Origin of the sequence: Streptomyces glaucescens (assembly GCF_002154375.1) — a bacterium.
In the GTDB taxonomy this organism is placed as follows: domain Bacteria; phylum Actinomycetota; class Actinomycetes; order Streptomycetales; family Streptomycetaceae; genus Streptomyces; species Streptomyces glaucescens.
The window spans coordinates 1-944 of record NZ_MUND01001056.1 but is presented as its reverse complement, the minus strand read 5'-3'; the positions used below and the strand labels follow the sequence as shown (position 1 = coordinate 944).

General features: G+C 68.0%; 1 protein-coding gene. It reads right to left on the bottom strand.

The features are described from left to right. Positions 1-299: 299 nt before the first annotated feature. The gene (locus CCN42_RS40520) at positions 300-737 is read right to left on the bottom strand and encodes a DUF4442 domain-containing protein (protein ID WP_086742063.1); all 438 of its coding nucleotides are present in this window, start codon (positions 735-737) and stop codon (positions 300-302) included. Positions 738-944 lie beyond the last annotated feature (207 nt).

The window sequence follows — 944 nt, the reverse complement described above, 5'->3', positions numbered from 1 at the left end:
GGGCGGACGTGGGGGGTAAGGAGGTTGCACGGAAAACCATTTCCTTCCGCACTTACATGTGCCTGGCCTTTTCCTTCCCGCGGGGTGCCACACCTTCGCACAGAGGCGCCATGGGAAACAAGGAGTTCGAGTAGTCAGGATTCAACCGGCTGAGAACACAAGGACGTTACCGCCGGTATTCGCACCGGCCTTCGAAATTGCGGCCCTTTTCCAGGCGACTTGGGCACGCGTTCCCCGTGACTCGCACACACGACGAGGGCCCCGGCCGTGACGACCGGGGCCCTTGTCGGCCATGGCACTCAGCTGTTGGGACGGAGCGTCCACACCACCGTCATCTCGCTCGTGACGGCGCCGTCCTCGCGCTGGATCGCGACACTCACCGGGAACTCCGGACGCTCGCCCGCGTCGAGTTCGGCGATGACGTCCGCGATCGGACGGCCGAGGGTCGCCGTGGCCTTCACCGGGCCCAGGGCGATCTTCTTGAACGCGATGTCGGCGTGGACCGGGAGCGGCACCGCGCGCGAGAGCTGGTCCCCGAACGCGGCCAGGACGATCGCGCCGCTGGCCGACTCACCGAGGGTGAACATGGCCCCCGCGTGCGGTCCGCCGACGTGGTTGCGGTACTCGCTCTGGTCCGGGAGGGCCAGTACGGCCTTCTCCGGGGTGGTCTCCAGGTACTCCAGGTTCAGGGTCCGAACCATCGGCACCGTGGCGGCGAGCAGTTCGCCGATCGACATCTGGTCTGCGCTCATGACCGAAGGTTACCCACGAGTAGCCTCCACTGGCCAGGCCGGTGTGATGATCGCCGTATCCTTGCCGCCCATGTGGCATGGAGAGCAGCCGCCGACGGGCGGTCCGAATCCGCGGGGCCCTCAGGGCGGCCCGCAGGGAAACCCGTACCGGCAGCCCGGCCACCAGCGGCCCGCCCCCTACGGGTCCCGCAC